General features: G+C 65.6%; 24 protein-coding genes. 11 read left to right on the plus strand and 13 right to left on the minus strand.

The window, feature by feature from the left end; genetic code table 11:
* Position 1: 1 nt before the first annotated feature.
* Positions 2 to 649 (minus strand): RNA pyrophosphohydrolase, encoded by a 648-nt coding sequence (locus ACN8ZM_RS02770; RefSeq protein ID WP_011350862.1) that lies wholly within the window; start codon positions 647 to 649, stop codon positions 2 to 4.
* 228 nt (positions 650 to 877) lie between these two features.
* Between ACN8ZM_RS02770 and ACN8ZM_RS02775 the strand changes: the two genes are divergently transcribed.
* The gene (locus ACN8ZM_RS02775) at positions 878 to 2,614 is read left to right on the plus strand and encodes a proline--tRNA ligase (RefSeq protein WP_043191418.1); all 1,737 of its coding nucleotides are present in this window, start codon (positions 878 to 880) and stop codon (positions 2,612 to 2,614) included.
* Between the two features lie 21 nt (positions 2,615 to 2,635).
* Positions 2,636 to 3,238 carry a MarC family protein gene (locus ACN8ZM_RS02780; RefSeq protein WP_043191416.1) on the plus strand — a complete coding sequence of 201 codons (603 nt, stop codon included), beginning with the start codon at positions 2,636 to 2,638 and terminating at the stop codon, positions 3,236 to 3,238.
* 94 nt (positions 3,239 to 3,332) lie between these two features.
* Here the strand turns inward: ACN8ZM_RS02780 and ACN8ZM_RS02785 are convergent, their stop codons facing one another.
* Positions 3,333 to 3,884, minus strand: coding sequence for a hypoxanthine-guanine phosphoribosyltransferase (locus ACN8ZM_RS02785; protein WP_043191413.1), 552 nt, complete (start codon positions 3,882 to 3,884; stop codon positions 3,333 to 3,335).
* Positions 3,885 to 3,978: 94 nt separating this feature from the next.
* Positions 3,979 to 5,346, minus strand: a complete 1,368-nt coding sequence (gene ffh / locus ACN8ZM_RS02790) for a signal recognition particle protein (RefSeq protein WP_021159890.1) — start codon at positions 5,344 to 5,346, stop codon at positions 3,979 to 3,981.
* Positions 5,347 to 5,435: 89 nt separating this feature from the next.
* On the opposite strand from ffh, the gene ACN8ZM_RS02795 reads away from it, so the two are divergent.
* From ACN8ZM_RS02795 to ACN8ZM_RS02825, 7 genes are all read left to right on the plus strand, one after another.
* Positions 5,436 to 6,329: a cytochrome C assembly family protein gene (locus ACN8ZM_RS02795; protein ID WP_043191410.1), complete on the plus strand. Its 894-nt coding sequence runs from the start codon at positions 5,436 to 5,438 to the stop codon at positions 6,327 to 6,329.
* A 13-nt stretch (positions 6,330 to 6,342) separates the two neighbouring features.
* Positions 6,343 to 6,660 carry a PP0621 family protein gene (locus tag ACN8ZM_RS02800; protein ID WP_420210515.1) on the plus strand — a complete coding sequence of 106 codons (318 nt, stop codon included), beginning with the start codon at positions 6,343 to 6,345 and terminating at the stop codon, positions 6,658 to 6,660.
* Positions 6,657 to 7,247, plus strand: coding sequence for a 1,6-anhydro-N-acetylmuramyl-L-alanine amidase AmpD (gene ampD / locus ACN8ZM_RS02805; protein ID WP_175021546.1), 591 nt, complete (start codon positions 6,657 to 6,659; stop codon positions 7,245 to 7,247). The genes ACN8ZM_RS02800 and ampD overlap by 4 nt, the downstream gene beginning before the upstream one ends.
* A 451-nt stretch (positions 7,248 to 7,698) precedes the next feature.
* Complete coding sequence (locus tag ACN8ZM_RS02810) at positions 7,699 to 10,695, plus strand: ribonucleoside-diphosphate reductase subunit alpha (protein ID WP_420210516.1); 2,997 nt, start codon at positions 7,699 to 7,701, stop codon at positions 10,693 to 10,695.
* Positions 10,696 to 11,060: 365 nt separating this feature from the next.
* Complete coding sequence (locus ACN8ZM_RS02815) at positions 11,061 to 12,272, plus strand: ribonucleotide-diphosphate reductase subunit beta (protein WP_043191395.1); 1,212 nt, start codon at positions 11,061 to 11,063, stop codon at positions 12,270 to 12,272.
* 83 nt (positions 12,273 to 12,355) lie between these two features.
* Positions 12,356 to 12,682 carry a hypothetical protein gene (locus ACN8ZM_RS02820; RefSeq protein WP_080741834.1) on the plus strand — a complete coding sequence of 109 codons (327 nt, stop codon included), beginning with the start codon at positions 12,356 to 12,358 and terminating at the stop codon, positions 12,680 to 12,682.
* A 28-nt stretch (positions 12,683 to 12,710) separates the two neighbouring features.
* Positions 12,711 to 13,418 (plus strand): histone H1-like DNA-binding protein, encoded by a 708-nt coding sequence (locus ACN8ZM_RS02825; protein WP_420210517.1) that lies wholly within the window; start codon positions 12,711 to 12,713, stop codon positions 13,416 to 13,418.
* Between the two features lie 249 nt (positions 13,419 to 13,667).
* Here ACN8ZM_RS02825 and ACN8ZM_RS02830 read toward each other — a convergent pair whose 3' ends face one another.
* The 10 genes from ACN8ZM_RS02830 to ACN8ZM_RS02875 all read right to left on the minus strand — a co-directional run bounded on the left by ACN8ZM_RS02830 (position 13,668) and on the right by ACN8ZM_RS02875 (position 21,901).
* Positions 13,668 to 14,141, minus strand: a complete 474-nt coding sequence (locus ACN8ZM_RS02830; protein ID WP_021161893.1) for a glycine zipper 2TM domain-containing protein — start codon at positions 14,139 to 14,141, stop codon at positions 13,668 to 13,670.
* Positions 14,142 to 14,160: 19 nt separating this feature from the next.
* Complete coding sequence (locus ACN8ZM_RS02835) at positions 14,161 to 15,099, minus strand: carbohydrate kinase family protein (RefSeq protein ID WP_043191389.1); 939 nt, start codon at positions 15,097 to 15,099, stop codon at positions 14,161 to 14,163.
* Positions 15,100 to 15,184: 85 nt separating this feature from the next.
* The gene (tpx, locus tag ACN8ZM_RS02840; RefSeq protein WP_043191388.1) at positions 15,185 to 15,688 is read right to left on the minus strand and encodes a thiol peroxidase; all 504 of its coding nucleotides are present in this window, start codon (positions 15,686 to 15,688) and stop codon (positions 15,185 to 15,187) included.
* A gap of 73 nt (positions 15,689 to 15,761) precedes the next feature.
* On the minus strand, positions 15,762 to 17,114 hold the full coding sequence (locus ACN8ZM_RS02845) for a DUF3426 domain-containing protein (RefSeq protein ID WP_420210518.1): 1,353 nt from the start codon (positions 17,112 to 17,114) through the stop codon (positions 15,762 to 15,764).
* A 45-nt stretch (positions 17,115 to 17,159) separates the two neighbouring features.
* Positions 17,160 to 18,062, minus strand: a complete 903-nt coding sequence (prmA, locus tag ACN8ZM_RS02850) for a 50S ribosomal protein L11 methyltransferase (RefSeq protein ID WP_420210519.1) — start codon at positions 18,060 to 18,062, stop codon at positions 17,160 to 17,162.
* A 2-nt stretch (positions 18,063 to 18,064) separates the two neighbouring features.
* Positions 18,065 to 19,432 carry an acetyl-CoA carboxylase biotin carboxylase subunit gene (gene accC, locus ACN8ZM_RS02855; RefSeq protein WP_420210520.1) on the minus strand — a complete coding sequence of 456 codons (1,368 nt, stop codon included), beginning with the start codon at positions 19,430 to 19,432 and terminating at the stop codon, positions 18,065 to 18,067.
* An 84-nt stretch (positions 19,433 to 19,516) separates the two neighbouring features.
* Positions 19,517 to 19,984: an acetyl-CoA carboxylase biotin carboxyl carrier protein gene (gene accB, locus ACN8ZM_RS02860; RefSeq protein WP_205822258.1), complete on the minus strand. Its 468-nt coding sequence runs from the start codon at positions 19,982 to 19,984 to the stop codon at positions 19,517 to 19,519.
* A gap of 66 nt (positions 19,985 to 20,050) precedes the next feature.
* Positions 20,051 to 20,503: a type II 3-dehydroquinate dehydratase gene (aroQ, locus tag ACN8ZM_RS02865; protein WP_011350880.1), complete on the minus strand. Its 453-nt coding sequence runs from the start codon at positions 20,501 to 20,503 to the stop codon at positions 20,051 to 20,053.
* A gap of 194 nt (positions 20,504 to 20,697) precedes the next feature.
* Positions 20,698 to 21,249 carry a TlpA family protein disulfide reductase gene (locus tag ACN8ZM_RS02870; RefSeq protein ID WP_043191372.1) on the minus strand — a complete coding sequence of 184 codons (552 nt, stop codon included), beginning with the start codon at positions 21,247 to 21,249 and terminating at the stop codon, positions 20,698 to 20,700.
* Between the two features lie 7 nt (positions 21,250 to 21,256).
* Entirely contained in the window at positions 21,257 to 21,901 is a 645-nt protein-coding gene (locus ACN8ZM_RS02875; RefSeq protein WP_043191369.1) for a hypothetical protein, read from the minus strand.
* 246 nt (positions 21,902 to 22,147) lie between these two features.
* Between ACN8ZM_RS02875 and mpl the strand changes: the two genes are divergently transcribed.
* Complete coding sequence (mpl, locus tag ACN8ZM_RS02880) at positions 22,148 to 23,533, plus strand: UDP-N-acetylmuramate:L-alanyl-gamma-D-glutamyl-meso-diaminopimelate ligase (protein WP_043191367.1); 1,386 nt, start codon at positions 22,148 to 22,150, stop codon at positions 23,531 to 23,533.
* A complete protein-coding gene (locus tag ACN8ZM_RS02885; protein ID WP_420210521.1) occupies positions 23,530 to 24,099 on the plus strand; it encodes a YqiA/YcfP family alpha/beta fold hydrolase in 570 nt (189 codons plus the stop codon). Before mpl ends, ACN8ZM_RS02885 begins: the two co-directional genes overlap by 4 nt.
* Positions 24,100 to 24,116: the final 17 nt, after the last annotated feature.

Here is a 24,116-nt window from a genome sequence, read left to right on the forward strand (position 1 = left end):
GTCATTTGCCGACGATCACGTGGGGCGGCATCTCGTCGAGCGTGCTCGCTTCCACTTCGATCTCCGAACAGACTACCGATGTGTCGACAATCGTCAGCGTCTGCTGGGCCTGCACGCCAATGACGCGCGGATAGCGCGACAGACGCGGCCCGCGCGGCTTCTCGGCTCGCTGCGCCGGGCGGCGCAGGAAGCGCGACAGTTCCGTCAGCGCCAACTGATAGACATCCCGCTTGAACTCGATCACCGCATCGAGCGGCACCCAGTACTCGTTCCAGCGCCACGCATCGAACTCCGGGTGGTCGGTCGCGCGCAAGCAAATGTCGCAATCGCGTCCAACCATCCGTAGCAGGAACCAGATCTGCTTCTGGCCGCGGTAATGACCGCGTACTTCGCGTTTAATGAACTTGTCAGGCACCTCATAACGCAACCAGTCGCGGGTGCGGCCGATTATCTTGACGTGTTCCGGATGCAGGCCCGTTTCCTCGTGCAGTTCCCGGTACATCGCCTGCATGGGGGTCTCGCCGTACTTGATCCCACCTTGAGGAAACTGCCAGGAATGCTCGCGGAGCCGCTTGCCCCAAAACACCTCGTTGCGCGCGTTCAAGAGGATGATGCCGACGTTCGGGCGAAAGCCTTCACGATCCAGCATACAACCACCTTCGAATCCTTTAAAATTGCTTTGATTATAAACAGATAACGGGCGCTGCGCACCGTGACGGAGCGAATCCGCACGGGGCGTGCCGGTTGAATTGTCCCTGATTAGTCTGCTACGTCGTCTGCGCCATCGTCGTCCATCGTTGTTCGCCGCGCGCAGCTCTTTCACCTTGAAACTTTTTCGGGCGCCCCGCCTGGGGGCGCCGTTTTTGGAACCGTCCGCATGAAAGCTTCCCGTTTCTTTATCGGCACCCTGAAAGAAGCACCCGCCGACGCAGAGATCGTCAGCCACAAGCTGATGGTGCGCGCCGGCATGATCCGTCGTGTCGCCGGCGGCATCTATAACTACCTGCCGGTCGGCCTGCGTTCGATTCGCAAGGTCGAGGCGATCGTGCGTGAGGAAATGAACCGGGCGGGCGCCATCGAGCTGCTGATGCCGGCCGTGCAACCAGCCGAACTGTGGCAGGAATCGGGCCGCTGGGAACAGTACGGCCCCGAGCTGCTGCGCTTCAAGGACCGCAAGGACAATGACTTCGTGATCGGGCCGACGCACGAGGAAGTCATCACCGACATCGCGCGCAACCAGATCAAGAGCTACCGGCAGATGCCGGTGAACTTCTACCAGATCCAGACGAAGTTCCGCGACGAGATCCGCCCGCGCTTCGGCGTGATGCGCGGCCGCGAATTCATCATGAAGGACGCGTACTCGTTCGACAAGGATGCGGCCGGCCTGAACGAGTCGTATCGCAAGATGTACGACGCGTACGTGCGCATCTTCACGCGCCTCGGCCTCGAGTTCCGTGCGGTCGCGGCCGACAGCGGCTCGATCGGCGGCAACTTCTCGCACGAATTCCACGTGATCGCCGACACCGGTGAAGACGCGATCGCCTACTGCCCGACGTCCGAATTCGCGGCGAACATCGAGGCGGCCGAAGCACTGCCGCTGATTGCCGAACGCGCGGCGCCGGCCGAAGCGATGGAGAAGGTCGCGACGCCCGGCAAGGCGAAGTGCGAAGCCGTCGCCGAACTGCTGGCCATCCCGCTCGAGCGCACGATCAAGTCGATCGTGCTCGCGACCGACAACGAAGGCGCCGAGCCGACCATCTGGCTCGTGATGCTGCGTGGCGATCACGATCTGAACGAGATCAAGGTGTCGAAGCTGCCGGGCCTGAAGAACCACCGCTTCGCGACCGAACAGGAAATCGTCGAGTGGTTCGGCACGCCGCCGGGTTATCTCGGCCCGGTCGGCACGAAGAAGCCGGTGAAGGTGATTGCCGATCGCACGGTCGCGAACATGAGCGACTTCGTCGTCGGCGCGAACGAGGTCGACTATCACATCGCGGGCGTGAACTGGGGCCGCGACCTGCCGGAGCCGGACGTCGCCGACGTGCGCAACGTGAAGAAGGGCGATCCGTCACCGGACGGCAAGGGCGTGATCGACATCTGCCGCGGCATCGAGGTCGGCCACGTGTTCCAGCTCGGCACCAAGTATTCGGAAGCGATGGGTGCGACGTTCCTCGACGAATCGGGCAAGCCGCAGCCGATGCTGATGGGCTGCTACGGCGTCGGCGTCACGCGTATTCTCGGCGCGGCGATCGAGCAGAACTTCGACGACAAGGGCATCATCTGGCCGGAATCGATCGCGCCGTTCGAAGTCGTGCTGTGCCCGATGGGCTATGACCGCAGCGACATGGTGCGCGAGACCGCCGACAAGCTGTACGCGGAACTCGTCGCAGCCGGCATCGACGTGATCCTCGACGACCGCGGCGAGCGCCCGGGCGTGATGTTCGCCGACTGGGAGCTGATCGGCGTGCCGCATCGCCTCGTGATCGGCGAGCGCGGGCTGAAGGAAGGCAAGATCGAGTATCAGGGCCGCCGCGACGCCGAAGCGACGCTGCTGCCGGCGGAATCGGCCGCGGCCACGGCCGTGGAGAAGATCCGCGCCGCGCTCGCGCGCTAAGCGCACCGACCGGGGAACGCGGTGGAATACACCTTCATGTCGGCCACCGTGCTCCTGGTGCTGATCACCGATCCGCTCGGTAACATCCCGCTGTTCATTTCGGCCATGCGGGATGTGCCGCGCGAGCGGCGCGTGAAGCTGATCCTGCGTGAAGTGGGGATCGCGTTCGTGATCCTGCTGTTCTTCATGCTGGTCGGCGACCGCTTCCTGCGGATGATGAGTCTCACCGACCTGTCGCTGCGGCTCGGCGGCGGGATCGTACTGTTCCTGATCGCGCTGCGGATGATCTTCCCGCATCCGGACGGTGCGCTCGGCAGCGATCCGCGTGCGGGCGGCGAGCCGTTCATCGTCCCGCTCGCGATTCCGGCACTCGCTGGGCCGTCCGCGCTCGCGACGGTGATGCTGCTGACGTCGCAGGGGCCCGGCAAGATGCTCGAGTGGGTCGGCGCGCTGACGGTCACGATGATCGTCTGCGCGGTGACGCTGGTGCTGGCCGAGCGGATCCAGCAATGGATCGGCGAGCGCACCGTCGCGGCGTTCGAGCGGCTGATGGGCCTCGTGCTCGTCGCGATTTCGGTCGAGATGATGCTGGGCGGTATCCGCGCGTTCGTGCACCAGTTGTAGGGCGAGGCGGCGCGCACCCAAGACGCCCACAAAAAAGCGGCGCTCCGGGAAACCGGAGCGCCGCTTTCTATTGATAGCGCGCGGAGCGGGGCGCTCAGACGTTCGTGGTCAGCGCACGGATCGTCGGCAGGTTGCGCCAGTAGCCCTTTGCATCCATCCCGCAGCCGAACACGTAGCGGTCCGGCACCGCGAAACCGCAGAAGTCGGGGTGCAGCGGCTTGGCCTTCGCGAGCGTCTTCTCGCACAGCACGGCCGACATGAAGCGCTTGGCGCCCATGTCGAGGATGCGGTCGCGGATCGCGGCCATCGTCTCGCCTTCGTCGAGGATGTCGTCGAGCACGAGCACGATCCGGTCCTTCACCGATTCGCGCGGCGCGACGCGCCAGTGCATTTCCGGGCTGCCCTGCGTCGTATTGCGGTAGCGGGTCAGGTGGATGTAGTCGAATTCGAGCGGGAAATCGAGATGCGGCAGCAGCATCCCGGTAAACACCGCGGCGCCGCCCATCACCGAGAGAACGAGCGGGAACGCATCGCCGATCTCGGCGCGGATCGCGTCGGCCATCCGGGAGATCGACGCATTGACGGCGTCCACCGAGACGATCTCTTCGGAGTGGTTGAAAATGTGGAGGGCTTCTTCGCGGTTCATGTGTTCTGGCGGGCAGTCGGTATACAAATAAGAATGAAGCAGAACGGCTGGCGCGCGCTACAGCAAAAACCCGCGCGCCGGCCGCCGGGCGGAATCAGCGCATGCCGGGCATCATGCCCTTCAGGCCGCGCATCATCTTCTGCATGTTGCCGCCCTTCAGCTTCTTCATCATCGTACGCATCTGGTCGTACTGGTTCAGCATCCGGTTGACTTCCTGCACCGGCACGCCCGCGCCGGCTGCAATGCGGCGCTTGCGCGTCGCCTTGATGATCTCGGGTTTCGCGCGCTCGGCAGGCGTCATCGAGCTGATGATGCCTTCCATCCGGCGGATCGACTTCTCGGCCTGGCCCATGTCGGCGCCGGCCGCCGCCTGCTGGAACTGCGCAGGCAGCTTGTCCATCAGCGACGACAGGCCACCCATGTTCTTCATCTGCGAGATCTGCGCGCGGAAATCGTTCAGGTCGAAGTCGCCGCCTTTCTTGACCTTGTCGGCGAGCTTCTGTGCGGCCTGCACGTCGACGCCGCGTTGCGCCTCCTCGACGAGCGCGAGGATGTCGCCCATGCCGAGGATCCGGTTCGCCATCCGGTCGGGGTGGAACACCTCGAGGCCGTCGAGCTTTTCGGCGACACCGACGAACTTGATCGGCTTGCCCGTGACGTGACGCACCGACAGCGCGGCGCCGCCGCGCGAATCGCCGTCGAGCTTGGTCAGCACGACGCCGGTGAGCGGCAGCGTGTCGTTGAACGCCTTCGCGGTGTTGACCGCGTCCTGGCCGAGCATCGCGTCGACGACGAACAGCGTTTCGGCCGGCTTCAGCGTGCCGTGCAGCGCGGCGATTTCCTGCATCATCGCCTCGTCGATGCCGAGGCGGCCGGCCGTATCGACGATCAGCACGTCATGGTAGTGGCGCTTCGCCCAGTCGACGGCCGCGACTGCGATGTCGACGGGCTTCTGGTCCGGCGTGGACGGGAAGAAGTCGGCGCCGACCTGTTCGCTCACCGTTTTCAGCTGCATGATGGCGGCCGGGCGATACACGTCGCACGACACGGTCAGCACCTTCTTCTTGTACTTCTCGCGCAGCAGCTTCGCGAGCTTGCCGGCGGTCGTGGTCTTGCCCGCGCCCTGCAGGCCGGCCATCAGGATCACCGCGGGCGGCGTGACCGCGAGGTTCAGCTCGGCGGCCTTGCCTTCGTAGTCGCCGCCGATCACGGCGGTCAGTTCCTTCTGGACCACGCCGACCAGCGCCTGACCCGGCGACAGGCTGCTGATCACTTCTTCGCCGAGCGCCTTTTCCTTGACCTTGGCGATGAATTCGCGGACGACCGGCAGCGAGACGTCGGCCTCCAGCAATGCGAGACGCACCTCGCGGAGCATCTCCTGCGTGTTCGCCTCGGTAAGCCGGGCCTCGCCGCGCAGCGTCTTGACGACGCGCGCCATCCGTTGAGTGAGATTGTCGAGCATGGGGAGCGATGGACAGTGGGGCCCGAAGGCGCGGCGGAACCGAACAAAGGGAGCCGTCGCGGGAAGGGGGCCTAGTGTAAACTTCGAACATGGATATTGTACTGTATGCCCTCACTGCATTCCTGTACGGCGGCCTTGCCGTCGCAGGCTGGCGCACGCACCGCCAGGGCGCGACGCCGCTCGTCGCGAGCGTGCCGGCCGTGCCGGTTCCCGCGTCCGCCGCGTCCGGGATGAGCGGGGCCGGCCGCGCGCTGCTGTTCGCCGCGCTGGTCGCGCATGGCGTACTGCTCCACATGACGATCTTTCCGAACGACTCGATGGTGTTCGGCTTCGCGTTCGCGCTGTCCGCGATGTTCTGGCTCGGCGCCGGCATCTACTGGATCGAGAGCTTCTTCTTCCCGCTCGACAGCCTGCGCCTGCTGGTGCTGCCGCTCGCGTGCGTCGCGTCGTTGCTGCCGCTCGTGTTCGGTGGCGTGCGGGTGCTTCCTTATGCCGCAGCGCCGCTGTTCAAGCTGCATTTCCTGATCGCGAACATCGCATATGGCCTGTTCGCGATCGCGGCGCTGCACGCGATCCTGATGCTGATGGTCGAGCGGCGCCTGCAGTCGCTGAGGAGCGGCGGGCGCGACGGCTCGACGGGCTGGATCGCGAGCTGGCTCGAGACGCTGCCGCCGCTGCTGACGCTCGAGAAGCTGCTGTTCCGCCTGATCGGCGCCGGCTTCGTGCTGCTCACGCTGACGCTCGCGTCGGGCATCCTGTTCAGCGAGCAGGTCGACGCGCGCGCGCTGCGGCTCGACCACAAGACCGTGTTCGCGATCCTGTCGTGGCTGATGTTCGGCGGCCTGCTGGTCGCCCGCAAGACGTCGGGCTGGCGTGGCCGTGGCGCCGCGCGCTGGGTGCTCGTGTCGTTCGCCGCGCTGCTGCTCGCGTATGTCGGCAGCCGGTTCGTTTTCGAGGTGCTGCTGCACCGTTCCGTGGTTTGAACGCAGGTTTCCGATGCGACAGATTCTTCTCCTGATTCTTCTCTTCTTCGCGGGTTCGTGGATTACGCGCAAGCTGCGCCAGGCCCAGGAACAAGCGCAGGCGCGCACCGGCCGTGGCGCCGGCTACGACGGTACGCCCGGCGCCGGCGGCGCGGGTGCGGCGCGCCCGAACGGCGACGTGCGGTCGCTGCCCGAGCCGATGGTGCGCTGCGCCGAATGTGGCGTGCATGCGCCCAAGGGCGACGCCGTCACCGCGGGCGGCGAATACTTCTGCAGCGCCGAGCACGCGCGGCGCCACGCTGCGCGTACGAGCGGTCACGACGCACGATGAGCGACGCGCCGCTGCTGTCGGTCGACGCGAACGGCTGGGTGCGCGAAGCGCGCCATGCGCCGTCGCCGAACTTCGAGGTGCGGCCCGCGGGCGCGGTGCCGACGCTCGTGGTCGTCCACAACATCAGCCTGCCGCCCGGCGAATTCGGCGGCGATGCGATCGAGGCGCTGTTCCTCAATCGCCTCGACTGCGATGCGCACCCTTATTACCAGCGTCACCTGCTCGACGTGCGCGTGTCTGCGCACTTCCTGATTCGCCGCAGCGGCGAGCTCGTGCAGTTCGTGTCGTGCGACGAGCGCGCGTGGCACGCGGGCTCGTCCGAGTTCTTCGGCCGGCCGCGCTGCAACGACTTCTCGATCGGCATCGAGCTCGAAGGCGCGGACGACGTGCCGTTCGACGACGCGCAGTACGCGATGCTCGCCGCGCTCTCCCGAGCGCTCGCCGCACGCTACCCGGTCGACGCATTCGCGGGACACTCGGACGTCGCGCCGGGCCGCAAGACCGACCCGGGCCCGCATTTCGATTGGCAACGCTTCGCGAGCGATGCCGGTTTTTCCGCCGAATACTTTCCTTTCCGTCAGCACTGATCGCGGGGTTTTTTGAGCGGAGAAAGTTTTTTCTCCGACCAATGCCTTGTCGTGTCTGCGCGTGAGCGATGTCAAGACCTCCATCGCAAATTATCCGTTTGGACGTCCTCCGAATGTCCACTATACTTGGTGCCAGTTGAGCAGTTCTGCACTAGATCTAGTGTGTGTCGCAGGGGAAACCCGAGCGGCACCGGCCGGCGGGCAACGCCGGCGGACAGGGTTCTCAGGGCGGCGCGTCAGGCCGGGCGGTCCGGGCGTCGCGATCAGCGCAGCGAACTTCGACGGGGCAGGGTACACATGACGAAGCACACGACCGGATCGGTTGTCGCGCATCGACCGAACCGGCTTCCCCGACGCATCGCTCGCCTCTTACCGCTCGCGCACCGCGTTGCGCAGCGTTCGTTTTAATCCGCGGTTCTCTCCGCACCATCCAACACCAGGAGCTTTGCACATGCAAACCACCGACAACGCGACGTCCCAGTACGAGAGCGCCTCGAGCCGTCCGCTCGGCGGGACCGAACAGGGCGCGAAGGCGCTCGCGCCGCAGGCCACGTTCGCCGACTACAAGGTGATCCGCCGCAACGGCAGCGTCGTGTCGTTCGAACCTTCGAAGATCGCGATCGCGGTGACCAAGGCTTTCCTGGCCGTCAATGGCGGGCAGGGTGCGGCATCGGCGCGCGTGCGCGAGCAGGTCGAGCAACTGACGCACAACGTCGTGCGCGCGCTCGTGCGCAGCCGCCCGAACGGCGGTACGTTCCATATCGAAGACATCCAGGACCAGGTCGAACTCGCGCTGATGCGCGGCGGCGAGCACAACGTCGCGCGTGCGTACGTGCTGTATCGCGAGAAGCGTCACCTCGAGCGCCAGAACGCGGGCGAGGAAGCAGCGGCAGCAGGCGGCGAGGCGAGCACCGGCATCAACGTCGTCGACAACGGCGTCACGCGTCCGCTCGACCTGAACGCGCTGCGCGCACTGATCGTGTCGGCCTGCGATGGCCTCGGCACCGCGGTTAACCCTGACCCGATCGTCGCCGAAACGGTGAAGAACCTGTACGACGGCGTGCCGATGAGCCAGGTCTACGACTCGGCGATCCTGGCCGCGCGCACGATGATCGAAAAGGATCCGGCATACAGCCAGGTCACGTCCCGCATCCTGCTGCACACGATCCGCCGCGAGATCCTCGGCGAGGAAGTGGTCCAGGCCGAGATGTCGACCCGCTACGCGGAATACTTCCCGCAGTTCCTGAAGCGCGGCGTCGACGCCGGCCTGCTCGACGACAAGCTGCTGCAGTTCGACCTGACGCGCCTCGGCGCAGCGCTCGACGCGAACCGCGACCTGCAGTTCGGCTACCTCGGCCTGCAGACGCTGTACGACCGCTACTTCCTGCACGTCGACGGCAGCCGCATCGAAATGCCGCAGGCATTCTTCATGCGCGTCGCGATGGGCCTGTCGCTGAACGAGATCGACCGCGAAACGCGCGCGATCGAGTTCTACAACGTGCTGTCCAGCTTCGACTTCATGAGCTCGACGCCGACGCTGTTCAACTCGGGCACGCACCGCTCGCAGCTGTCGTCGTGCTACCTGACGACGGTCGCGGACGATCTCGACGGCATCTATGAAGCGCTGAAGGAAAACGCGCTGCTGTCGAAGTTCGCCGGCGGCCTGGGCAACGACTGGACGCGCGTGCGTGCACTCGGCTCGCATATCAAGGGCACGAACGGCAAGTCGCAAGGCGTGGTCCCGTTCCTGAAGGTCGTCAACGACACGGCCGTCGCGGTCAACCAGGGCGGCAAGCGCAAGGGCGCGGTTTGCGCATACCTCGAATCGTGGCACCTCGACATCGAGGAGTTCCTCGAGCTGCGCAAGAACACCGGCGACGACCGCCGCCGTACGCACGACATGAACACGGCGAACTGGATTCCCGACCTGTTCATGAAGCGCGTGATGGAAGGTGGCGACTGGACGCTGTTCTCGCCGTCGACCTGCCCGGATCTGCACGACAAGTTCGGCGCGGAATTCGAAGCGGCTTACACGGCTTACGAAGACAAGGTCGCACGCGGCGAGATCAAGCTGTTCAAGAAGATCCCGGCGGCGCAGCTGTGGCGCAAGATGCTCGGCATGCTGTTCGAGACGGGCCACCCGTGGATCACGTTCAAGGATCCGTGCAACATCCGCTCGCCGCAGCAGCACGTCGGCGTCGTCCACTCGTCGAACCTGTGCACGGAAATCACGCTGAACACGAGCGACACCGAAATCGCGGTGTGCAACCTCGGTTCGGTGAACCTCGTCGCTCACCTGGTCAAGCAGGCCGACGGCAGCTACGCGCTCGACCACGACAAGCTGAAGCGCACGATCAGCGTCGCGATGCGCATGCTCGACAACGTGATCGACATCAACTACTACGCGGTGGCGAAGGCGCGTAACTCGAACCTGAAGCACCGCCCGGTCGGCATGGGCATCATGGGCTTCCAGGACTGCCTGCACCTGCTGCGCACGCCGTACGCGTCGGAAGCGGCCGTCGAGTTCGCCGATCGTTCGATGGAAGCGGTCTGCTACTACGCGTACCACGCGTCGACCGAGCTGGCTGAAGAGCGCGGCCGCTACTCGAGCTACCGCGGCTCGCTGTGGGATCGCGGCATCCTCCCGCAGGACACGCTGAAGCTGCTGACGGAAGCGCGCGGCGGCTACGTCGAGGTCGACACGTCCGAATCGCTCGACTGGACGTCGCTGCGTTCGCGGATCGCCTCGCACGGCATGCGCAACTCGAACTGCGTCGCGATCGCACCGACGGCGACGATCTCGAACATCATCGGCGTGTCGGCATGTATCGAGCCGACCTTCCAGAACCTGTACGTGAAGTCGAACCTGTCGGGCGAATTCACGGTGGTGAACGAGTACCTGGTGCGCGACCTGAAGGAACGCGGCCTGTGGGACGAAGTGATGGTCGCCGACCTGAAGTACTTCGACGGCATGCTGTCGCGCATCGACCGCATCCCGGCCGACCTGCGCGCGATCTACGCGACCGCGTTCGAAGTCGACCCGACGTGGCTGGTCGAAGCGGCATCGCGTCGCCAGAAGTGGATCGACCAGGCGCAGTCGCTGAACATCTACATGGGCGGCGCGTCGGGCAAGAAGCTCGACGAGGTCTACAAGCTCGCATGGCTGCGCGGCCTGAAGACGACCTACTACCTCCGCACGATGGCGGCGACGCACGTCGAGAAGTCGACGGTCGCACACGGCGCGCTGAACGCAGTGCCGACGAGCGGCGGTTCGGGCAGCGGCGGCGCGCAAGGCGCGGCCGGCGGCTTCGGTGCGGCAGGCGGCGCAGCATCGTCGTCGGGCGCAGTCGACGCGGCATCGGCACTCGCGCCGGTCGAGGCAGATGGTCCGGTGTGCACGATGCGTCCGGGCGATCCCGGCTTCGACGAATGCGAAGCGTGCCAGTAACGCAGTGCGCCTGACCTGAGCAGAAGGTCAGCGCGGCGCACACGGCAACCGATCGAGGTTGAAGTGTGCGCCGCTCTCAACTAAAAAAATGATAAGGAATCTGTAACGCGGCACCTGCGTTGCAGGCAGTGACAAGCGATCGAAACATCCCCGACGACGTCGCGTTTCGATCAGCGTTCGATGCGTCGAGCGCACCTCGCGAACCATGCTTGACTCACATCGCGCGCTGCATGAACGACGATGCGTGGCTCAAAGTGTTGTATCGAGGTCGCAACGCGAATCGAAAAAAGGATTTTTCGTGAGCGAACCCTTTTATCGCTCAGGAAAAGATGGTACAAACCGTTCTAAATTGATGGTGAGAATTTATGCTCAACTGGGATGAAGAGAAGACCGCCGTAACTCCCGCGAGCGGAGCGCAGCAAAACGCGATGCGCCCCTCCGCAGGAACGGCTGTCGGACTGCAGGCTGCAACGCCTGCCGCCCATCAGGTCCGCGACATTTTCGAAGGCGATCTTGCGGTGCCGCCGCAAGCATCGGCTGTTCCCGCCGGCGGTTCGGAAGCGCGGGTCAATGTCGCCGACAAGCGCATCATCAACGGCCAGACTGACGTCAATCAGCTGGTGCCGTTCAAGTACAAGTGGGCGTGGGAAAAGTATCTGGCCGGTTGCGCGAACCACTGGATGCCGCAGGAAATCAACATGTCCCGCGACATCGCTCTGTGGAAGGACCCGAACGGTCTGACCGAGGACGAGCGCCGCATCGTGAAGCGCAACCTCGGCTTCTTCGTGACGGCCGATTCGCTCGCGGCGAACAACATCGTGCTCGGCACGTACCGCCACATCACGGCGCCCGAGTGCCGGCAGTTCCTGCTGCGCCAGGCGTTCGAAGAGGCGATCCACACGCACGCGTACCAATACATTGTCGAATCGCTCGGTCTCGATGAAGGCGAGATCTTCAACGCGTACCACGAGGTCACGTCGATCCGCGCGAAGGACGAATTCCTGATCCCGTTCATCCACACGCTGACGGATCCGGCCTTCAAGACCGGCACGCTCGAAGCGGATCAGAAGCTGCTGAAGTCGCTGATCGTGTTCGCCTGCATCATGGAAGGCCTGTTCTTCTATGTCGGGTTCACGCAGATCCTCGCACTCGGCCGCCAGAACAAGATGACGGGTGCTGCAGAGCAATATCAGTACATCCTGCGCGACGAGTCGATGCACTGCAACTTCGGCATCGACCTGATCAACCAGATCAAGCTCGAGAATCCTCATCTCTGGACCGCCGAATTCCGCGCCGAGATCCGCGAGCTGTTCAAGCAGGCTGTCGAACTCGAATACCGCTACGCCGAGGACACGATGCCGCGCGGCGTGCTGGGTTTGAACGCGTCGATGTTCAAGAGCTATCTGCGCTTCATCAGCAACCGCCGTTGCCAGCAGATCGGCCTCGACCCGCTGTACCCGAACGAGGAAAACCCGTTCCCGTGGATGAGCGAGATGATCGACCTGAAGAAGGAACGCAACTTCTTCGAGACGCGTGTGATCGAGTATCAGACGGGCGGTGCGCTGTCCTGGGAATAACCCGCAGCAGCGAACCCGTCACATGATGTGAGCAGCCGGCGGCCTCTCGGCCCCGGCCCAAGGTTTAGGAGCAAGAACGCCTGATGCAAAGCATGCCCGGTGCCTTAACGGCCCAACGACACGACAGGCACTTTGCGAACCCTTCAGTGGGATGGGCAAACTTCCCTCCGGAAAAAGCGGACAGCCGTGTGGCGGTCCGCTTGATCAAGCGATTAGGGGTAGCGGCGCGAGGCGCGCCGGCTACCGACTTGATTTGGCGCGCGAGGCCGGGTGGTCACGCGCGCCATACCGTATTCATTAGCGTAAGCGCGTGGTATCCGCGTACGCCGATGAATAGCCCGCTTCGAAGCGCACGTCCTGAACAGCGTCCGCGGGAAGCGGGTTTTGACGAAGGGTGTAGTTTGAACTGACTCTCATCTGAACCTGAAGGAGAACAACATGGCTACCGCCAAGAAGAAACCGGCTGCTAAGAAGGTTGCTGCCAAGAAGACCGTTGCGAAGAAGGCTGCTGCGCCGGCGAAGAAGGCCGCTGCAGTGAAGAAGGTTGCTGCGAAGAAGGTCGCGGTGAAGAAGGTTGCCGCGAAGAAGGCAGCACCGGCCAAGAAGGCCGCAGTGAAGAAGGTTGCTGCGAAGAAGGCAGCACCGGCGAAGAAGGCCGCAGTGAAGAAGGTTGCAGCCAAGAAGGTCGCAGTGAAGAAGGTTGCTGCGAAGAAGGCAGCACCGGCGAAGAAGGCCGCAGTGAAGAAGGTTGCTGCGAAGAAAGTCGCAGTGAAGAAGGTCGCTGCGAAGAAGGCCGCACCGGCGAAGAAGGCTGCTGCGAAGAAGGCCGCACCGGCGAAGAAGGCTGCTGCCAAGAAGGCTGCGCCTGCTGCGAAGAAGGCTGCCGCGAAGAAGGCTGCGCCTGCTGCGAAGAAGGCTGCCCCTGCGAAGAAGGCCGCTGCTCCGGCGAAGACGGCTGCTGCTGCTCCGGCTCCGGCCAAGAAGGCTGCTGCTCCGAAGAAGGCTGCTGCGCCGAAGAAGGCCGTCGTGAAGAAGGCTGCACCGGCAACGACCGCGTCGACCGCATCGGTTGCGCCGGCATCGGGCGTGAAGACCGCGCTCAACCCGGCAGCGGCATGGCCGTTCCCGACCGGCAGCCGTCCGTAATCGAGGCTGACCCGGACACTCACGCGGTGTCCGTGGGTTGAGTAGCGCTACTCAATCAGTCCCGCCATCTGGCTCAGGTGGCGGGATTTTTTTCGTCCGTCTTTGCCGATGTGTCGAGGGCCGTACGCCGGGGGCCCGTATGCCGAGTGCCCGTATGCCGGCCCACGGCGAGTACGGACGAAAAAAAACGCATGTGCAGCTTCGCACATGCGTTCGACCGCGGCTTGCGCCGCGTGCTGAGGTACCCGGTTAGTGCGTGACGCGCGTGACGCCGCCGCTCGACAGCAGTCGCACGCGCTCGCCGGCGCGGAACGCTTCGCCGCTTGCCGCTTGCGTGATCGAGCGCAGATCGCCGTTGTCGAGGCGCACGGTGATTTCGACACCGTTCGCCGTGCTGAGGTTTTCGCCGACCGCGTTGCCTGCGACCGCGCCGACGAGGCCGCCGGCGATCGCGGTCAGGATCGATCCCTTGCCGCCGCCGATCGCGCTGCCTGCGACCGCGCCGAGTGCGCCGCCGCCGAGCGTGCCGATTGCGCTGCCGCCGCCGTCGGATTGGATGCGCACCGCACGGACGCTTTCCACCGTGCCCATGCGGACCGTCTGTTCGCGCTGCGCCTGGCCGACGCTATAGACATCCGCCGAGCCCGGTGCGGTGAAGCAGCCGGTGAGCGTCAGCGAGGCCGTCAGCATGGCCGCGAGCGTGAGGGTCTTTTTCGTCAACATCTTTGCTCTCCCACAATATTCATTTGAGACTGTAACCGAATGCAGCCTCGAAGCGCGCGTCGATCTCGGCGCGCGTCAGTACGTAAGTCTGGGGCCCCTGGTGGGCGATCTTGATCGAGCCCATCAGGCTCGCGAGGCGGCCCGTGGTTGCCCAGTCGAGGCCATGTTCGATGCCGTACAGCAGGCCACCCCGGAAGGCATCGCCACAGCCGGTCGGATCGGCGATCCGCTCGGCCGGCACGACAGGAATCTGCTCCGTGCCCTGCTTGTGGCGGATGGTCGCGCCGTGCTCGCCACGCGTAATGACGAGGGCGTCGACCCGGCTGGCGATTTCATCTTCGGACCATCCCGTCTTGTCGCTCACCAGCTTGGCCTCGTAGTCGTTGACCGCTACATAGGTCGCAAGTTCAATGCTGCGGCGCAGCGTCGCACCGTCGAACAGCGGCAGGCCCTGGCCCGGATCGAACACGAACGGCACACCGGCCTTGGCGAGCTCTTCCACGTGCTGCACCATCCCGTCGAAGCCGTCCGGGCCGACGATCGCGAGCTTGATGCCCGGCGCGTCGCCTGCGTGGTTCAGGTGCGACTGCATCATCGCGCCCGGGTGGAACGCCGTGATCTGGTTGTTGTCGAGATCGGTCGTGATCATCGCCTGCGCCGTATACGTGTCGGGCAGCACGCGAACGTGGTCGCGGCGCAGGCCGAGCTGGTCGAGCCGGTCGAGATACGGCTGCGCGTCGAGCCCGCCTATCGTCCCCATGATGCGCGCATCGCCGCCGAGCAGGTGCAGCGCGTACGCGATGTTGCCCGCGCAGCCGCCGAATTCGCGGCGCATCGTCGGCACGAGGAAGCTCAGGTTGATGAGGTGCACCTGGTCGGGCAGGATGTGCTCGCGGAACCGCCCTTCGAAAGTCATGATGGAATCGTAGGCGATCGAGCCGCAAATCAACGTAGCCAAGGTGTGCGTTCCTGTAGAAATGAGGGACCCTGCGCGACAGCGCCGCGCGAAAGGCGCGGCGCGGCAGGGAAAAGCGAAAGAAAGCTTACTTCAGTGCGGCGAGCGCTGCATCGTAGTTCGGCTCGTCCTTGATTTCGCCGACGAGTTCCGCGTGGATCACCTTGTCCTGCGCGTCGAGCACGACGACCGCACGTGCGGTCAGGCCGTTCAGCGGGCCGCTCGTCACGTCGACGCCGTACGCGTTCGCGAACGCGCGGCCGGTGCGGAACGTCGAAGCCGTCACGACGTTCTCGAGGCCTTCGGTCGTGCAGAAGCGCGTGGCGGCGAACGGCAGGTCGGCGGACACGACGACGACCACCGTGTTGTCGAGCGACGATGCGGCTTCGTTGAACTTGCGGGTCGACGTCGCGCAGGTCGGCGTGTCGAGGCTCGGGACGATGTTCAGCACCTTGCGCTTGCCGGCGAAGCTGGCGAGCGACACGTCGGCGAGATCCTTGCCGACCAGCTTGAAATCGGCGCCTTGTGCGCCGACGGCCGGGAACGTGCCGGCGAGATCGATCGGGTTGCCACCCAGCGTAACTTTGCTCATGTTCGTGCTCCGAAATAGCGCGCCGCTCGGGCGCGCGGGTTGAGACGGGCGCGCATGTGCGCGCCGCGGCGCGTCACGGATAGAAGATCTGGACGCGGAAATTCGAGGCGGGCGTGCCGTTCGTTTCGAGGCGGACGACCATCGTCTGCGTCGTGCCGGGCGGCAGCCCGGCGTCGATCGGCGTACCCGGGCGCACATAGTCGCGCGGCGCGAGCACGCGGCGCACGGTGACGTGGTTGGTATCGTCGAGCAGCGTCAGCTCGAGCGACGGGTACGCGAGTGCGACGCGGTAGCGGTTCGTCAGCGGCACTTTCAGCTCGAGCTCGCGCGGGCCGTCGAGCTGGCGCAGGTCGGTCGCGTCGAGCCGCAGGCCGTCGATCGCGCGCGGCGGTGCGACCGTGCAGCCGAGCGGCGCGCAGGCCTGCCGGAACCAGCCCTGCGTGACGGGCCAGTAGATCATCAGCGTTTCGCGCTGCCACCACGCGAGTTGCGCGACGAGCAGCACGGTCAGTGCAGCGGCGACGAGGCCGCCGAAAAAACCGCCGAGCATGCTGCGCCGCTGCGGTGCGCGCGTCTCACGCGTGACGGCGAAGTGCGGACGATCGTCGTCGGTCAGCGCAGCGGGGAACGGTGCGGCCGGTGCGCTGGTGGCAGCGACTGGCGGCTCGTCGAGTCGTTTGGTGTCAGCGCCGGTGTCGGGCTCGGATCCGGCTTCGGTGACGGCCGGCGCCGGTGTGAACGCAAAACGCGGTTCGCGCGGCGCGTGTTCGTCGTCCGGCACGGCGAAGTGCGCGGTACCGACGGGCTCTGCGGCATCGCGAGCGGTATCGGTGTCCGACGGACGGTGGGCGACGAAGCGGGGCTCTCGCGGGTCGCGTTCGACGGGCGCGGCGGATGGTTCGGTATCCTGCGGCGTTTGCGTTTGCGCCGGCTGCGATTCGGCCGGTTGCGCGACGGCAGTGGCGGTGTCCAGTTCGGCCGGGGAGGGCGCGAACGGCGCAGGCGTACCCGACAGGTGAACGACGCCGGCTTCGATGGACGGAAGTGCGAGCGGGATCAGCGGTTCGGTGCGCACGGTCTGCACGCTGTGCTGCAGCGACGGGTCGACGCCGGCATCGAGCCACGGCGCCCACATGTCCCAGCCTTCCGGCTTGTAATCGGTGTCGGAAGGCGACCCGGCCGGCGCATCGGCTGCGAACAGCCGGGCAGGCGGGGCCGGATGGGGCGCGTCGCCGTTATCCGGCGCGGCAGCCGGTTCGGTCAGGACCGGCCCGGTCTGCTGCGCATGCTCGGGAACGAGCGACTCGGATGCGTTGAAGACTTCGTGGCAATGCCCGCAGCGCACGAGCCCTTGATGCAGCGAGAGCTGTTCCTGCTGCAGCCGGAAGACGGTTTCGCAATGAGGGCAGCGCGTCGCAAGAAGCATGTCGAGCCGGGCGGCCTGCTGGCCAGAGTGAAGGACAGCGCTATTCTAATGGCTTTCGCGCCGGGTTCCGGCGAGGCATACCCAACCTTCGTGTTCACGCCAGACCGAGATGTCGACGTAGCGTGCATAGACGGCCGCGACTTCGTCCGCCTGGCGCGCGAGCACGCCCGACAGCGCGATGCGCCCGCCCGGCTTGACCTTCGATGCGAGCATCGACGCCATCAGCTTCAGCGGATTCGACAGGATGTTCGCGACGACGATGTCGAATTCGCCGTCCGGGCATGCATCGGGCAGCCCGTACGTGACGTCCGCACGGTTGCGTTCGCTGTTCTGCCGCGCCGATTCGACTGCCTGCGGATCGATGTCGATGCCGATCACGGGGTTCGCCCCGCATTTCTTCGCGAGGATCGCGAGAATGCCCGAGCCGCAGCCGTAGTCGAGCACCGACTGGCCGGGCTTCACCGACTGCTCGAGCCACTCCATGCACAGGCGCGTGGTCGGGTGGCTGCCGGTGCCGAACGCGAGGCCGGGGTCGAGCTCGAGGACGAGCGCATCGGGATCGGGCGCATCGTGCCACGACGGCACGACCCAGATCCGCTCGCCGATCGGGATCGGCTCGAACTGCGATTGCGTGAGCCGCACCCAGTCCTGTTCCTCGACTTCGCGGACGGTGAACGCCGGCGTCTCGGCGACGCCGATCTCGTTCGCGGCCGCCGCGAGCAGCACGGCCGGCTCATGGTCGGCCGACAGCAGCGCGACCACGCGCGAGTGCTGCCACGCGGTGCGGTCGGGCACGAGGCCCGGCTCGCCGAAGAGCGGCTGTTCGTCGGGCGTGTCGGCGTCGGCGTCTTCGACGGACACCGACAGCGCGCCGAGTTCGAGCAGCGCGTCGGACAGCGCCTCCGCATGCTCACGGGCCAGTTCGACGACGAGTTCGCGGTAGCTCATGCTTACGCTTCTTCCGGTGCGACCTGCTGCTTCTGGGCGAGCCGGTTTTCGAGGTAGTGGATGCTGGTGCCGCCTTCGACGAACTTCGAATCGATCATCAGCTCGCGGTGCAGCGGGATGTTGGTCTGGATGCCTTCGACCACCATTTCGGACAGCGCGATGCGCATCCGGCTGATCGCCTGCTCGCGCGTCGCGCCGTAGGTGATCAGCTTGCCGATCATCGAATCATAGTTCGGCGGCACGAAATAGCCATTGTAGGCGTGCGAATCGACGCGCACGCCAGGACCGCCCGGCGTATGCCACGACGTGATCCGGCCCGGCGACGGCGTGAACTTGAACGGATCTTCTGCGTTGATCCGGCATTCGATCGCATGTCCGCGGAACTGGATGTCGCGCTGGCGCAGCGTGAGCTTTTCGCCGGCCGCGATGCGGATCTGTTCCTGCACGATGTCGACGCCCGTGATCAGTTCCGATACCGGGTGCTCGACCTGCACGCGCGTGTTCATCTCGATGAAGTAGAACTCGTTGTTCTCGTACAGGAATTCGAACGTGCCCGCGCCGAGGTAGCCCATCTTCTTGCACGCGTCCGCGCAGCGGTCGCCGATGCGGTCGATCAGGCGGCGCGGAATGCCGGGTGCCGGCGCTTCCTCGATCACCTTCTGGTGGCGGCGCTGCATCGAGCAATCGCGCTCGCCGAGCCAGATCGCGTTCTTGTACGCGTCCGACAGCACCTGGATTTCGATGTGGCGCGGGTTCTCGAGGAACTTCTCCATGTACACCTGCGGGTTGCCGAACGCACGGCCGGCTTCCTCGCGGGTCATGTTGACCGCGTTGACGAGCGCGGCCTCGGTGTGCACGACGCGCATCCCGCGTCCGCCACCGCCGCCTGCCGCCTTGATGATGACCGGATAGCCGATCGCGCGCGCAATCTTGACGATCTCCTTCGGATCGTCCGGCAACGCGCCTTCCGAGCCCGGCACGCACGGCACGCCGGTCTTGATCATCGTCTGCTTCGCGGTGACCTTGTCACCCATCATGCGGATCGTTTCCGGGCGCGGGCCGATGAACGTGAAGCCCGATTGCTCGACGCGTTCAGCGAAGTCGGCGTTCTCCGACAGGAAGCCGTAGCCGGGGTGGATCGCCTCGGCGTCGGTGACTTCCGCGGCGCTGATCAGCGCCGGCATGTTCAGGTAGCTCAGGTTCGACGGGGCCGGGCCGATACAGACGGCTTCGTCCGCGAGGCGCACGTACTTGGCTTCCTTGTCGGCTTCCGAGTAGACGACCACCGTCTTGACGCGGAGCTCGCGGCACGCACGCTGGATGCGCAGCGCGATTTCACCGCGGTTGGCAATGAGGATTTTTTCAAACATAGCGAGTATTCGTCTCTTCGAGGGGCGCGCGAACGGCGCCTGGCGGGCATCGGCGGCGCGCGGCCCGCAGGCCGCGCGGCGGACTTAGCCGATCACGAAAAGCGGCTGGCCGTATTCGACGGCCTGGCCGTTCTCGACGAGGATTTCCTTGATCACGCCGGCCTTGTCCGACTCGATCTCGTTGAGCAGCTTCATCGCTTCGATGATGCAGATCGTCTGGCCTTCCTTGACCGTGTCGCCCACCTGGACGAACGGGTCCGCGCCCGGCGACGGTGCGCGATAGAACGTGCCGACCATCGGCGACGTCACGACGTGGCCCTGCGGGACCGCCGGTGCGGCAGCGCCTGCGGCCGGCGCGGCAGCGCCTTCGGTCGGCAGCGCGACCGGAGCGGGCGCGCTGACTTGCGGGGCATACCCAGCCGTCGGCTGCACGTAGACCGGCGGCGCGTTCTTGACGATGCGCACCTTGCCTTCGCCTTCCGTGACTTCCAGCTCGGAGATGCCGGATTCGGAAACGAGGTCGATCAGAGTTTTCAGCTTACGAAGATCCATCGGGAATTCCCCTTTCAATACGTGAAAGCGCCGGTTAGGAGCCGGCGCTGAATCTAGATCGCGAAATCAGCCGCGCGACGTGCCTTGCAGCTTGTCCAGCGCGTACTCGAGCGCGTACAGATAACCTTTCCAGCCGAGCCCGCAGATCACGCCTTCGGCCTGGTCGGAAAAGTAGGAGTGGTGCCTGAACGCTTCGCGGCGGTGCACGTTCGACAGATGAACCTCGACGAACGGGATGCCAACGCCGGCGATCGCGTCCCGGATCGCGACGCTCGTGTGCGTATACGCGGCCGGATTGATCAGGATGAAATCGGTCTGTTCCTCCCGCGCGGCCTGGATGCGGTCGACCAGCGCACCTTCATGGTTGCTCTGGAACGACGACAGCTCGGCGCCGGCTTCCCGGGCGCGCGCGGCAAGCGCCTGATCGATCTGTGCGAGCGTGACGCGGCCGTACACCTCCGGTTCCCGGGTGCCGAGAAGGTTCAGGTTGGGGCCGTGCAGCACCAGCAATCGTGTCATGGTCGCTTCTATTTCTGCGGAATTGCGCGAACTTTAGCGCTATTTAGAGAAATTTGTCTAGTTTTGCCGAACGGCCGAGCGCGCCGGACCCGCAAGAATTACCGGCACGCAAGCAAAGTATCGGCGAATTCACGCGAAATTGCGGCGATCGACGGGCAAATCGCCGTCAACGTGCGGGCCGCCGTTCGGGCAGGTTACAGCGCGTCGAGCGTCTTTTTCAACTCGGCCGGTTGGATTTGTCCTAATTTTGTCTCGCGAATTTTGCCGGTTTCGTCGATGACAACCGTAAACGGCAACGCGCCGGCGGTATTCCCGAAATTACGGGCCAGATCGGCGCCCGCATATCCGCTGACGAAGACCGGATAGTCGACCTTCACCTTCTGCAGAAAGTTCTTCACGTTCTGTTCGGAATCGACGCCGATCCCGATGAAACGGATGCCCTTCTGTTTGTACTGGTGCGACAGCGCGACGAGCTCCGGCATCTCCTCGACGCACGGGCCGCACCACGACGCCCAGAAATTGATGACGACCTTCTGCCCCTTGAAGGCGGACAGCGTGGCCGGCTTGCCGTCGGTGCCCGTCAGCGACGCCGCCCACAACTGTTCGACCGGGCTGCCGTGTGCGGCGGGCGCGGCGACGGCGACGCCGTCATCGGCGGTGCCGCGGAACCAATGGCCGGCGGTGAGCCCGCCGGCAACGGCGGCGGCCGCGACGACCGCGAGCGCCAACATGCGTTTCATCATCATCGTTGAATCATTCCGGTTCGGAAGGGGCCTTGCCTGCTTCGACGAGCGCGCGCAGCGCGGCGGCATCCGCACGGGCGACCCGGCCGCGCGCGTCGGCCTTGACCGCGCCGCGCAGGTCGTCGCTCGCATAGAGCGCGAGGTGGATGCCGATTGCATCGACGTCGCGTCGCGGGCGCCACAGGAAACTGAGCGTCTCGACATCGGCGCGGCCCGCGAAGTGCCGCGTCTCGGAGACGTCGTACTGGACGTTCTGGTTCAGCAGGTAGATCGCAACGTCCTTCGGGTTGTCGGTGAATGCCTGCAAATGAATATCCGAATGTGCGTTCGCGGTGCCGTTCAGCACGGCACCCGTCACATAAGGATGGAACTCGGCGAGCCGGCGCATCCAGTCGAGCGCGACTTCGCGCAGGCGGCGCAGTTCGTCCGGCTGCGTGTCGCTCTGGAACAGGGCGAGGTACTCGCGCAGTTCTTCCTCGATCTGGTCGTTATCCGGCAGCCATTCGCCGGCAACGCGCGTGTCGCCCAGCAACTGGCGCGCGGCCTTGCGTTTCGCACCGGCATAGTCCAGGCCGTCCTCCGCGATCAGGCGGGCGGCGGATTGGGCGATTTCCTCGCGGACGCGCCGCGGGTCGAGAAGGGTTTTGCGAGACATGATCCGGCAATCATACTCGATCGCCGCAGGGCCCGAGCGCGGGTGCGGCGGCCTGCCGCCCGGCGTGCCGGCGCCGTTCGCGCGCAGCGTTCGGGCCGCCGGGCACGGCAGGCCGTCAGTTACAATAGTGTTCTTTGTGTCGCGGCAAAGGCCGTTGGCCGGGCGCCGGCCGCACGGCCCGTCCGGTGCGCCGCACACACATCCTTTCCGAATCGACGGCGCCCGGCGGCGCGAAAGCATTCATCTATGCACATCCACATTCTTGGCATCTGCGGCACCTTCATGGGCGGTCTCGCCGTACTCGCGCGCGAGGCGGGCCACACGGTGACGGGTTGCGACGCGGGCGTCTATCCGCCGATGAGCACGCAGCTCGAGGCGCAGGGCATCACGCTGATCGAGGGCTACGGCGCCGAGCAGATCGACCTGAAACCGGACCTGTTCGTGATCGGCAACGTCGTCACGCGCGGCAATCCGCTGATGGAGGCGATCCTCGATCGCGGCCTGCCGTACGTGTCGGGCCCGCAGTGGCTCGGCGAGCACGTGCTCGCCGGCAAGTGGGTGCTCGCGGTCGCGGGCACCCACGGCAAGACGACCACGTCGTCGATGCTCGCGTGGCTGCTGGAAGACTCCGGCCTGAACCCGGGCTTCCTGATCGGCGGCGTGCCGCTGAACTTCGGCGTGTCGGCGCGGCTCACCGATTCGAGCTTCTTCGTGATCGAGGCCGACGAATACGATACGGCGTTCTTCGACAAGCGCTCGAAGTTCGTCCATTACCGGCCGCGCACCGCGGTGCTGAACAACCTTGAATTCGATCACGCCGACATCTTCCCGGATCTCGCCGCGATCGAGACGCAATTCCATCATCTCGTGCGTACCGTGCCCGGTGTCGGCCGGATCGTCACGAACGGCCGCTCGGACGCGCTCGAGCGCGTGCTGGCGCGCGGCTGCTGGAGCGAGGTCGAGCGCTTCGGCGTCGACGGCGGCTGGCAGGCGCTGCCGGCCGAGGACGGCGTGCCGGTCGACGAGCGTTTCGCGGTGTATTCGCACGCGGAACGCGTCGGCGAAGTCGCGTGGCAGGTGCAGGGCGATCACAACCGGATGAACGCGCTCGCGGCGATCGCGGCCGCGCGCCATGTCGGCGTGCCGCCCGCGCAGGCCGCCGCCTCCCTCGCATCGTTCCGCAACGTGAAGCGCCGCATGGAAGTGCGCGGCAGCGTGGACGGCGTGACCGTCTACGACGACTTCGCGCACCATCCGACCGCGATCGACACCACGATCGCCGGCCTTCGTGCACGCATCGGCCGCCAGAATGCCCGCATCCTCGCCGTGCTCGAGCCGCGCTCGAACACGATGAAGCTCGGCGTGATGAAGTCGCAACTGCCGGCGAGCCTGGCCGACGCCGATCTCGTGTTCGGCTACGGCGCGCCGACCGGGCGCGACGCGCTCGGCTGGAACCTGGCCGAGGCGCTGGCGCCGCTCGGCGACAAGGCGCGCGCGTTCGACGATCTGCACCTGCTGGTGAAGTCCGTCGTCGCAGCCGCCCGCCCGGGCGACCACGTGCTCGTGATGAGCAACGGCGGCTTCGGCGGCGTGCACCAGAAGCTGCTCGATGCGCTCGGGAGCCGCACGTGATCCTGTATCTGCACGGCTTCCGGTCGTCGCCGGAATCGCAGAAGTCGCGCCAGCTCGCCGCGCGCATGGCCGAGCTCGGCCGCACCGACGAGTGGCGGTGCCCGTTGCTGTCGGTGTCGCCGCTCGAAGCGATCGCGGTCGCGGAAGCCGAGGTGGCCGGCGCGCGCGACGTGACCGTCGTCGGCAGCTCGCTCGGCGGCTATTACGCCACCTGGCTGGCCGAAAAGCACGGCTGGAAGGCCGTGCTGCTGAATCCGGCCATCGTGCCGCAGCGCGATCTCGAACAGCATCTGGGCGAACAGCCGCTGTACCACGGCGGCGGCACGATCGTCGTCGAGCGTCGTCATCTGCATGAGCTCGATGCGCTGCGCGTGCCGGCGATCACGCGTGCCGAACGCTACTATCTGTTCGCGGCGACCGGTGACGAAGTGCTCGATTACCGCGAGATGCTCGCGCATTACCCGGGCGCGAAGACGCGCGTGATCGAAGGCAGCGATCACGGGATCAGCGAATTTGCCGACTATGTCGACGACGTTCTCGCTTTTTGCGACGGAAAGACGTCTTAAACCGGCCACGTGCCGAT

It is taken from the genome of Burkholderia aenigmatica (assembly GCF_048627025.1).
GTDB lineage: Bacteria > Pseudomonadota > Gammaproteobacteria > Burkholderiales > Burkholderiaceae > Burkholderia > Burkholderia aenigmatica.

Bases quoted from the DNA above. Each gene is read 5' to 3' on its own strand.
- ACN8ZM_RS02810 (WP_420210516.1), top strand. From the start codon at position 7,699: ATGCAAACCACCGACAACGCGACGTCCCAGTACGAGAGCGCCTCGAGC.
- ffh (WP_021159890.1), bottom strand. From the start codon at position 5,346: ATGCTCGACAATCTCACTCAACGGATGGCGCGCGTCGTCAAGACGCTG.
- ACN8ZM_RS02815 (WP_043191395.1), top strand. From the start codon at position 11,061: ATGCTCAACTGGGATGAAGAGAAGACCGCCGTAACTCCCGCGAGCGGA.
- mpl (WP_043191367.1), top strand. From the start codon at position 22,148: ATGCACATCCACATTCTTGGCATCTGCGGCACCTTCATGGGCGGTCTC.
- ACN8ZM_RS02770 (WP_011350862.1), bottom strand. From the start codon at position 649: ATGCTGGATCGTGAAGGCTTTCGCCCGAACGTCGGCATCATCCTCTTG.
- ACN8ZM_RS02845 (WP_420210518.1), bottom strand. From the start codon at position 17,114: ATGCTTCTTGCGACGCGCTGCCCTCATTGCGAAACCGTCTTCCGGCTG.
- aroQ (WP_011350880.1), bottom strand. From the start codon at position 20,503: ATGACACGATTGCTGGTGCTGCACGGCCCCAACCTGAACCTTCTCGGC.
- prmA (WP_420210519.1), bottom strand. From the start codon at position 18,062: ATGAGCTACCGCGAACTCGTCGTCGAACTGGCCCGTGAGCATGCGGAG.
- accB (WP_205822258.1), bottom strand. From the start codon at position 19,984: ATGGATCTTCGTAAGCTGAAAACTCTGATCGACCTCGTTTCCGAATCC.
- ACN8ZM_RS02870 (WP_043191372.1), bottom strand. From the start codon at position 21,249: ATGATGATGAAACGCATGTTGGCGCTCGCGGTCGTCGCGGCCGCCGCC.
- ACN8ZM_RS02830 (WP_021161893.1), bottom strand. From the start codon at position 14,141: ATGTTGACGAAAAAGACCCTCACGCTCGCGGCCATGCTGACGGCCTCG.
- ACN8ZM_RS02795 (WP_043191410.1), top strand. From the start codon at position 5,436: ATGGATATTGTACTGTATGCCCTCACTGCATTCCTGTACGGCGGCCTT.
- ACN8ZM_RS02775 (WP_043191418.1), top strand. From the start codon at position 878: ATGAAAGCTTCCCGTTTCTTTATCGGCACCCTGAAAGAAGCACCCGCC.
- ACN8ZM_RS02785 (WP_043191413.1), bottom strand. From the start codon at position 3,884: ATGAACCGCGAAGAAGCCCTCCACATTTTCAACCACTCCGAAGAGATC.
- ACN8ZM_RS02875 (WP_043191369.1), bottom strand. From the start codon at position 21,901: ATGTCTCGCAAAACCCTTCTCGACCCGCGGCGCGTCCGCGAGGAAATC.
- tpx (WP_043191388.1), bottom strand. From the start codon at position 15,688: ATGAGCAAAGTTACGCTGGGTGGCAACCCGATCGATCTCGCCGGCACG.
- accC (WP_420210520.1), bottom strand. From the start codon at position 19,432: ATGTTTGAAAAAATCCTCATTGCCAACCGCGGTGAAATCGCGCTGCGC.
- ACN8ZM_RS02800 (WP_420210515.1), top strand. From the start codon at position 6,343: ATGCGACAGATTCTTCTCCTGATTCTTCTCTTCTTCGCGGGTTCGTGG.
- ACN8ZM_RS02825 (WP_420210517.1), top strand. From the start codon at position 12,711: ATGGCTACCGCCAAGAAGAAACCGGCTGCTAAGAAGGTTGCTGCCAAG.
- ACN8ZM_RS02820 (WP_080741834.1), top strand. From the start codon at position 12,356: ATGCAAAGCATGCCCGGTGCCTTAACGGCCCAACGACACGACAGGCAC.
- ampD (WP_175021546.1), top strand. From the start codon at position 6,657: ATGAGCGACGCGCCGCTGCTGTCGGTCGACGCGAACGGCTGGGTGCGC.